Raw genomic sequence first — 8,731 nt, 5'->3', positions numbered from 1 at the left:
TCTAACGTAAAGCCAACCTAGAACGGCGGGGTTTCAGACCCAAAATTTCCGATGAATTATCAATTATGAATTGGGGAGATGGGGAGATGGGGAGACCACTTCGTGCGCGTTGCGGGGGGAGATGGGGAGATGGGGAGCATAAATGAAAATAATCTCCTGACTCCTGACTCCCGACTCCTGACTCCCGACACCACCAACAAACTTTTTCAGCAAAACCTAACTACAGGAGAATAAACTGGCAATTGTAGCGATGAGATGAGAGGTCATGGGTAAACTATCGATCACCATAGCTGTACATAATAACATCATGTAAAGAATGGAATATTTAAACAGCGATCGAGCGATATCCCGATCAAAAGGATTCTGTTTTAATCGCCAAGCTTTTTTCAGGAAAACAAACCCTAAAACCAAAGCCGCTACACCATAGACCACACCACAGGCAGCCAAGGGATAAATCAGGAGGAAAGTGAAAGGAACAACGATTAAAGTATAGAGCCAAATCTGCTCGCTAGTGGCTTCTTCCCCTTTAACTACGGGCATCATCGGGATATCCACTTCTGCATAATCATCCTTGATCATTAAAGCCAAAGCCCAAAAATGGGGAGGAGTCCAAAGGAAAATAATGGCGAATAAAATCCAAGGAATCCAACCGAGATCGCCCGTTACTGCCGCCCAACCGACTAGGGGAGGAATCGAGCCAGCCGCGCCACCGATAACAATATTTTGGATACTATGACGCTTGAGCAGATGGGTATAAATCAGCATATAAAATGCGATGCCGGTCATTGCTAAAAATCCGCTCAAAGTATTGACAAAAAAGACAAAAAGTGCTAGGGAAAGGGAGGCTAAAACGAGGGCAAAAATGAGGGCGTGGAGGGGTTGCACGCGACCGGAGGGGATCGGACGGGCGCGGGTGCGAAGCATGGTGTGATCGATGTCGCGATCATAGATGCAGTTTAAGGTTTGAGCGGCGGCGGCGGCGAGAGTGCCACCGAGGAGGGTAAGAAAGAGTAAGAGGGGGGAAACCTGGCCTTTAGAGGCGATTTCCATAGAAGCGGCTGTAGTAATCAGCAGTAGAGGAATAATTCGCGGTTTGGTGAGTTGATAATAACTTTTAGCGACTTGTAAAAAATTATCGTGGTGGCGAAGGGCTTGAGTTCCAGTCATCGTGATTAAATCCTTAGAGATGGCTTATAAGTAATGGGACAAAATTAACTTCTTGGTTAGGATGGGCAAGAGGCAAAAGGCAAGAGGTGGTTAGATATGTGCAATTAATTGTGTCTAGTTACTTAGGAGCGAAAGAACGATCGCGAAGGGCGAAAGTGGTAAAAGCGACGAGGGTTCCCACCAATAGCGCACCGATGCTGTGGTGGGTAATGGTTAAGGGTTCCACCTGTAGATGCAGTTTCAGGGTGGCAACGCCCAAAAACACCTGTAGGGCAACTAATCCCCCGGCGCTAAAAGCTAGTTTTTTGAGGAGAGGATGGATAGCGGCAGCTCGCCAAGCGAAGAAAACTAGGGTTAACACCGAGATAGTGGCGGGAAAAACCCCGATAATGTGGCTATTCATCACGGTGCAGAGTTGGGAAACCGTTAAACACTGATGGGCAGCCCAACGGGAACCGACGAGACCGCCGAGGAGACATTGCAGATAAACTAGACTGGTGGCGACCATTCCCATCCCAGTTAGTTTCCCGACTGTACCTGTGCCACGGTAGGGAGTCAGACAGATAGCAATGACGATTAGGGTGGCAAAAAAGAGCAAAGCTGTGGCTAAATGGGCGGTTACGATGTCAAATCGCAGTAATTGGCTGACGGTTAATCCTCCCAGGACTCCTTGCAGGAGAATTAAAGCCAAGGTAGCGATCGCAGAGGGGAACAGCCAAGGGGGAAGATGGCGACGATACCACCAAGACAGACCGACGAGAGCGAGCGTACTAAACCCGATCAAAGAGGCATCGAGACGGTGAAACCACTCCAGAAATACCTGTAGATTCATCTGCTGACTGGGAATCCATTGACCGTAACACAGCGGCCAATCGGGACAAGCTAAACCGGCGTTCATAACTCTGGTGGCAGCACCCACTACCATTAGGGCGAAAGTAGCGATCGCAATTTTCCAGACTAAGCGGCGCATCCACACCTGAATATGGCCGGTTTCTCTTAGGGGTGTCGGGTTAAAAACAGATTCGGTCATCGGTTTGCCTGTTCTCAAGGAGTCTGTCATCAAAGATCATGGCTTTGTTTGCCAGTTAGTTATCACTGTGAATGAGTTTTTTTACGACCGGTAAAAGCTTTTAGATATTCTTTAGATTTCTGGCCATTTCCGTTACATTTGTTTACATAAACTCAGAATAAGATATAAAAATTAGTTATTTAAAATACTTTCCCTGAAAACGATCCCAAAGAAAAGATAAAATTCTCAGAAGATGCCGGTTAAATTTCCCATCTATAGGGGAATCATGTTTTAGCCTTGAATAAGTAGCCACTATTGAAAATATTGAAAAGACCGTGAAAATTCCCAGCAGTATCCTGACGCTCGTACTCGGGATCGCCTTGACCTTAATTAGTCTCTGGTATGGCCAAAATCATGGCTTAATGCCGGTGGCCGCTTCCGAAGATGCCAAGGAAATAGATAGTATCTTTAATCTGATGATGACCATCGCCACGGGACTATTTTTAATAGTTGAAGGCGTGATTATCTATATAGTGATTCGCTTTCGCCGCCAACCGGGGGATCAAACCGACGGGCCGGCAGTGGAGGGCAATGTACCCCTAGAAATCTTCTGGACAGCCATCCCGACGGTAATCGTTTTTATCCTTGCCGTCTATAGCTTCGAGATTTATAACAATATCGGCGGTCTCGATCCCTTGATTTCCAAGGGTGGCCAAGGAGAAATCGCCCACCACGGTCATCACCACGGCACGATGATGGCCCTGAGCGGCGATCGCAGGGTAGCCCTAGGTATCGGCAATTCCTACGATGGTGAAGGAGTTCCCCCCCTAGTGGTCAATGTTAAAGGCATTCAATACGCTTGGATCTTCACCTATCCCGAAACTGGCATTGTTTCCGGGGAACTGCACGCTCCCGTCAATCGCCCCGTCCAACTGAATATGGAAGCAGGGGATGTGATCCATGCTTTCTGGGTTCCCCAATTGCGTCTAAAACAGGACGTTATTCCCGGACAGGAAACGGTTTTATCGTTCACATCCAACCAAATTGGTCAATATCCGATCATTTGTGCGGAACTTTGCGGGGCCTATCACGGTGGCATGAAATCTAGCTTTGTGGTTCACTCCCAAGGGGATTACGACCAATGGGTGCAGGATAATACGATCGCCGAAGTTGACAGCGATCAAACCGTAGCGATGACCGCTAAAGATCGCTCTGATAGTCAATATTTGACCCCCTACACCGAAGAAATGGGCATCGACGCTGAAATCCTCGCCCAAGTTGCCCATCAGCACCAAATGTAATTTTTCTTGTCATCTAAAATATTGGCATTATGACAGCATCAACGGAAATAACCACCCCAGCAACCGTTCCCGAGGTGATCCATCACCGCAAGTGGACAGATTACTTTACTTTCTGCACCGATCATAAAGTCATCGGTATTCAATATCTGGTGACTGCCTTTCTTTTCTTCTTTATTGGCGGTGCTTTCGCGGAAGTGCTGCGGACAGAATTAGCCACTCCCGACCCCGATTTCGTCTCCCCAGAACTATATAACCAATTCATGACCATGCACGGAACGATCATGATCTTTCTTTGGATCGTTCCGGTTGGGGCGGGTTTTGCCAATTATCTCATTCCCCTGATGATTGGGGCGGAAGATATGGCTTTTCCTCGTCTTAACGCTGTGGCTTTCTGGCTTAATCCCCCCGGCGGGCTGCTATTATTATCCAGTTTCTTTGTCGGCGCACCCCAGTCCGGTTGGACTTCCTACCCACCTTTAAGCTTAATTAGCGGCAAATGGGGCGAAGAATTGTGGATTTTGAGCCTTTTATTGATCGGGACTTCTTCGATTTTAGGCTCGATTAATTTTATCACCACGATCCTGAAAATGCGGATTCCTGAGATGGATTTGTACAGTATGCCGCTATTTTGTTGGGCAATGCTGGCCACCTCGACTCTGGTACTGCTTTCCACCCCCGTTCTCGCTTCTGCTCTCGTTCTCTTGTCCTTTGATTTAATCGCCGGCACGAGCTTTTTTAACCCCGCCGGCGGCGGCGATCCGGTGGTTTATCAGCATATGTTCTGGTTTTACTCCCATCCTGCCGTTTATATCATGATCTTGCCCTTTTTCGGCACGATATCGGAGATATTACCGGTTCACGCCCGCAAACCGATTTTTGGTTATCGAGCGATCGCCTATTCCAGTCTCACCATCTGTTTCTTGGGTTTAATCGTTTGGGCCCACCATATGTTCACCAGCGGCACCCCCGGCTGGTTACGGATGTTTTTCATGGCGGCAACCATGTTAATCGCCGTTCCCACGGGCATTAAAATCTTTAGTTGGTGTGCCACTCTTTGGGGGGGTAAACTTAGTCTCAATACGTCTTTATTATTTGGGATCGGTTTCCTGTCTTCCTTCCTCATCGGTGGTTTGACCGGGATTATGTTGGCTTCTGTTCCCTTCGATATCCACGTCCACGATACCTATTTTGTCGTCGGTCACTTCCATTATGTACTATTTGGTGGTACGGCAATGGCCCTGTTTGCTGCCGTTTACCATTGGTTCCCGAAAATGACCGGACGGATGTATAACGAGACTCTCGGTCGTATCCACTTTGTTCTCACTTTTATCGGTTTGAATTTAACTTTCATGCCGATGCACGAATTGGGATTATTGGGTATGAACCGTCGTATTGCTCTGTATGATGTGCAGTTTCAGGATTTAAATGTTCTTAGTACCGCAGGAGCTTATATTCTCGGTATATCGAGTATTCCCTTCGCTATTAATATGGTCTGGAGTGCCTTTAAAGGTCAACCCGCCGGTCGTAATCCTTGGCGCGCTTTAACCCTAGAATGGCAAACCTCCTCTCCCCCAATTATCGAGAATTTCGAGGAAATGCCGATTCTTTGGTCCGGCCCCTACGATTACGGTATTGATCTGGAGGAATCAGAAGCAGCGGAATCAGTACAAGATCTCCTCGCCGAAGTGGGCGCCGAATCCCAATAATTATGGGGGATTAGCCCTGGGGGTTGGGTGTTAGGTGTTGGGGTAGTGGGGTAGTGGGGTAGTGAGGAATTTAGCTGAAATTTCCCTATCTCCCTATCACCCTATCTCCCTATCCCCCTATCACCCTATCCCCCCATCTCCCCACTCCCCGTCTCCCGTGTAAACTAAGGACATTCAATCATGCAAGGTTCAACGCTCGAAGATTCTCAACTCTCTGTCAATTATCATCACGAAACGGTGGAACACGGGCATCATGGCCACCCAGATCATCGCTTATTCGGTGTGGTTTTGTTTCTAGTGGCGGAAAGTTCCATCTTTTTAGGCTTATTTGCCGCTTTCTTGTTCTACCGTACCATGTTACCCGTTTGGCCCCCCGCCGGCACGCCAGAATTAGAGTTAACCCTACCGACAATTAACACGATTATTCTGGTGTCCAGTAGTTTTGTTATGCACATAGGACAAAAGGCGATTAAACAAAACAATAATGCCGGTTTACAATTTTGGTTCGGCATTACTGCCCTGATGGGAATTATCTTCCTTTGTGGTCAAGGATACGAATATTATCACGCTGGATTCGGTCTGACAACTAATGTTTTCACCAGCGCTTTTTATGCCTTAACCGGATTCCACGGTCTCCACGTTACCTTCGGTTTAGTGCTAATTCTATCTGTCCTCTGGCGTTCTCGTCAAAAAGACCACTATTCTAGTCAATCTCACTTTGGTGTCGAAGCGGCAGAATTATACTGGCATTTCGTCGATGTGGTCTGGATTATCCTGTTTTTACTGGTGTATATCTTGAGATAATTTTTGTTATTTACTAGGAGAAAAGGGCGCTCAATTGAGCGCCCTTTTTTGTATATTTCAATTTATAAGTAGTCGTACAAAATAAATTTCCTAGTGGTGAGAGGGAACTCCAGAACTGCGGAACGGGCAACAGAAAAGAAATACAGCGATTGTTGCTTTACGGAGAAATGGGTAATTAATTTTGTTTAGGTACTTAGCAATTCCTATACTGGTGAGTAGAGAACAGAGCCAATTGATAACTAATATAGGTGGGTTACGGCGAATACTAGATAATTTTCCCTAGCATAAATTGTCGTCGCCTAACCCACCCTACACCTAAAATTAACGACGACCGAATAAACTCCAACCTTTGCCACCACTAACGGCCGGTTCAGCTTTTTCAGCGACGGGAGCAACTTCTGCGGGGGTTTCCTCACCGGAAAGATTAGAAAGATCGTAGTTTTCTACTAGGAAAAGAGACGCTTTTTCAATAGTAGAATAATCCCAGAAAAGGGTAGAAGGTAACTCTTGACCGACCCAATCTTCCAGATCACCCACCATCGTTACCGCATCGATCGAATCTAAACCATAACGGGTTAAAGGTTCAGTCACATTAATCGTTTTTGCATCCAAAGATAACTGATCAGCTAACTGTTTGACTAACCAATTTTGTACGAGATTATTAAGATTGGAGTTGGAGTTCATGGATTTTTTCCTCGGTAGTTTGTGAAGGGGCTAATTGAAAAGGCACGATCGAAAAATGTTGATTTTCTCGATATAATTTCAGCAATTCTTGGGCAACATTTTCTACATACACCTCAGATAGAGTGTAAGGCAGCGGCCGGAGAGTTCGCAGTAATCGGTGTAAACTCAACACCAACCATTCCCCCTGGGCAAAAAATTCACCCAAGATGGAACGATTATAAAGCCAAGTGTGTAAACAAGCGGAAGCGGCGTGTAAAGTACAGTATTTCTTGGCAATCTCGAACAATTCGGGTGATTGGTCGTGACCATACTCGAATTTCGATTGGCTAATCTGTTCATCGTGAGCATTTAGTTCCTCTAAAACTAAATTACCCAACATCAACAGATTTTCTAATACTTCCCGGTCCACCTCCTGAGAATCTTTCAATCCCTGTAGCATATCAAGGGCAATCTCTAAACCCTGTAGGGAATCATCCATTCCCCGGCCAAATAACTCTAAATTATTGGGTTCAAAGGGAGGAACAGACTTTTCTAGGCTAAAAATCGCCTCTAAACGGCTTTTTAACGCCGACATGGTGCGCGAGTTGCGTTTAGCCCGATATTTGGTTAAAGGACGCAATTGTAGGATTAAAGCATGAAGATTGACGATCGAACTGCCGTCAAACATACTGATAATCGAATTATCCCGCAGTAGCTTCTGGAAGATGCCGAATTCGTGTTCTTCTCGCATATAAAAACGCGATCCCAAGACCACATAAACACTATTAACCATCTCCTCCAGACGGACGGTGACAAAATATTTTACCACCGAAGCCCAGACGCTAAACTGTTCGGGGATAATATGAAAACCTCTCGCGGCCGGAATCGTCTCGCAATCGCAAATAAGGATGTCAAGGAAAGCATCCACGAGAGTGCGCCGGGGTTGGGGCAAATCCATCACAGTTTTGTTATAGATTACCCGATTAACGGCAAAACCGAGGGTAGTTCTCAAAGCGGTATCGGCTGCCCCGTGGGAAAAAGCAGCGCACAACATTCGGGTAATCTGGAAACCTTTCAGGGCTAATTCTAAACCGTCTCCCTCCTCCCGTAAACGCATGGAATCGGGGACGAAACAATCCTTAAAACCAATGCCACTCATATCCGAGGCGCGCACGCCATGGGTGTATATTTTCGGCAAATTATAGTATTTTTCGGGGTCTAATTGCCGTTTATCGACCATAAATAGGGTTAAACACTTTGGCCCGCCGTTAGCATCGGTTTTCGCCAAAATAAAGGAAACTCCAGAGATAGTCGCCCGGTTAATCGGCCATTTCTCACCATTGAGAATATAACCTCCTTCCACCTTCGTCGCGGTCAGATCACCATTGATCAGATCGCTGCCGTGTTCCTTTTCCGAGTAACCCAGACACATCGCCCCATAGTCATCCATGATAAAACGGGCGAGCTTCTGTTTCTGTTCTGGGGTTCCCGCCATCCAGTTTAAAAACGACCAGAATAGGGTAGTAAAAGCGATGCCGATAGTTTGATCCCGTCGGGAAAGTACGCGCACAAAAGCGACAAATTCCTCAAAAGAGGTAAATTCACCGCCGCAATCCGTGGGAATGTAGTAGTGTTGGAGTTTCCAGTCGTATAACCAGCGAATTTCCTCGTGGGGAAATTCTTCGCTCTCGTCAATTTCGATCACCCGCTTGTAGGATAGAGGGTTATCGGGATTGAGAGGATCGCCTAAGTCTTTTTCCAGTGCTTCAGCAGTCCAGTATTGCTTAAGCTTTTTCATAGTGCCTCTAGGACAGATACAATGTGTTTTTCGTCAATGCCTTCGGTTAGAAGACCCGACCATTCACAAAAATTAATGACCATTCTAGACGTTTGACTGTAGGATAGCAACAATTTTTAATTTCGCCTTTACCTTAAATGTGCTAGAACCCACTTGGGTGGGGTGCTAGTAGTCTGTCAAGTTTGAATTGAGGGATAGAGTTTTTTTAATTTAATACGAGCATCAGCAGTAGTAAATCTCCAGTCAACTGAATTTGACTTTTCATTTCGATTTTCTTCCCATG

7 protein-coding genes are annotated in these 8,731 nt (G+C 46.2%); 3 read left to right on the top strand and 4 right to left on the bottom strand.

Annotated elements, in window-relative coordinates; all coding sequences use genetic code 11:
- Positions 1–216 precede the first annotated feature (216 nt).
- Positions 217–1,167, bottom strand: a complete 951-nt coding sequence (locus tag IM477_RS17000) for a heme o synthase (protein WP_061432194.1) — start codon at positions 1,165–1,167, stop codon at positions 217–219.
- Between the two features lie 118 nt (positions 1,168–1,285).
- Complete coding sequence (locus IM477_RS16995; RefSeq protein ID WP_287732743.1) at positions 1,286–2,197, bottom strand: COX15/CtaA family protein; 912 nt, start codon at positions 2,195–2,197, stop codon at positions 1,286–1,288.
- Positions 2,198–2,511: 314 nt separating this feature from the next.
- Here IM477_RS16995 and IM477_RS16990 point away from each other — a divergent pair, with 314 nt between their 5' ends.
- The 3 genes from IM477_RS16990 (at position 2,512) to IM477_RS16980 (ending at position 5,987) form a co-directional block, all read left to right on the top strand.
- A complete protein-coding gene (locus tag IM477_RS16990) occupies positions 2,512–3,477 on the top strand; it encodes a cytochrome c oxidase subunit II (protein ID WP_287732742.1) in 966 nt (321 codons plus the stop codon).
- Between the two features lie 29 nt (positions 3,478–3,506).
- A complete protein-coding gene (ctaD, locus tag IM477_RS16985; RefSeq protein WP_287732741.1) occupies positions 3,507–5,183 on the top strand; it encodes a cytochrome c oxidase subunit I in 1,677 nt (558 codons plus the stop codon).
- 180 nt (positions 5,184–5,363) lie between these two features.
- Positions 5,364–5,987: a cytochrome c oxidase subunit 3 gene (locus IM477_RS16980; protein WP_287732739.1), complete on the top strand. Its 624-nt coding sequence runs from the start codon at positions 5,364–5,366 to the stop codon at positions 5,985–5,987.
- Between the two features lie 321 nt (positions 5,988–6,308).
- Here IM477_RS16980 and IM477_RS16975 read toward each other — a convergent pair whose 3' ends face one another.
- Positions 6,309–6,671, bottom strand: coding sequence for an acyl carrier protein (locus IM477_RS16975; protein ID WP_061432189.1), 363 nt, complete (start codon positions 6,669–6,671; stop codon positions 6,309–6,311).
- Positions 6,649–8,448 (bottom strand): acyl-CoA dehydrogenase family protein, encoded by a 1,800-nt coding sequence (locus IM477_RS16970; protein ID WP_287732738.1) that lies wholly within the window; start codon positions 8,446–8,448, stop codon positions 6,649–6,651. Before IM477_RS16970 ends, IM477_RS16975 begins: the two co-directional genes overlap by 23 nt.
- Between the last annotated feature and the right edge of the window lie 283 nt (positions 8,449–8,731).

The sequence above is a fragment of the Microcystis sp. M090S1 genome (assembly GCF_020246295.1).
Classification (GTDB): domain Bacteria; phylum Cyanobacteriota; class Cyanobacteriia; order Cyanobacteriales; family Microcystaceae; genus Microcystis; species Microcystis aeruginosa.
Note: the sequence above shows the minus strand (reverse complement) of the source record. Positions and strands in the feature narration are given on the sequence as shown.